Here is a 358-nt window from a genome sequence, read left to right as displayed (position 1 = left end):
AGATAACAGCTTAATTGTGGTTGGTGATGTTAAATCTCGCTCATTTACAACTAGAAAAACCAATCTAGCTAAATCAACATACGATGCAGGATGGTTTGAACTTAAACGACAACTGGAATACAAATGCAAGCATGCAGGTTGTCAGTTTGAGATCGTAAATGAGAGTTACACTACCCAGACCTGCTCGTGCTGCCATAAAATAAGTGACAGTAGTCCAAAAGGTAGAGCAGGTTTGCGAATAAGAGGATGGACTTGTGCTGAGTGTGGCACATGGCATGATAGAGATATCAATGCTGCTAAGAACATCCTCGCGGTCGGGCTTGACCGTCTAGCTGTAGGAATCCCCTCGGTTTAGCGA

At 43.6% G+C, this 358-nt stretch carries 1 protein-coding gene; it reads left to right on the top strand.

The annotated features are described in order from the left end of the window. A partial coding sequence (locus tag A1019T_RS00095; RefSeq protein ID WP_143514044.1) for an RNA-guided endonuclease InsQ/TnpB family protein occupies positions 1-355 on the top strand: 355 nt, incomplete at its 5' end. Positions 356-358: the final 3 nt, after the last annotated feature.

The sequence above is a fragment of the Psychrobacter piechaudii genome, from assembly GCF_900162825.1.
GTDB classification, from domain to species: Bacteria; Pseudomonadota; Gammaproteobacteria; order Pseudomonadales; family Moraxellaceae; genus Psychrobacter; species Psychrobacter piechaudii.
The sequence above is the reverse complement of the archived record's forward strand: the minus strand, read 5'-3'. Positions and strand labels throughout refer to the sequence as shown.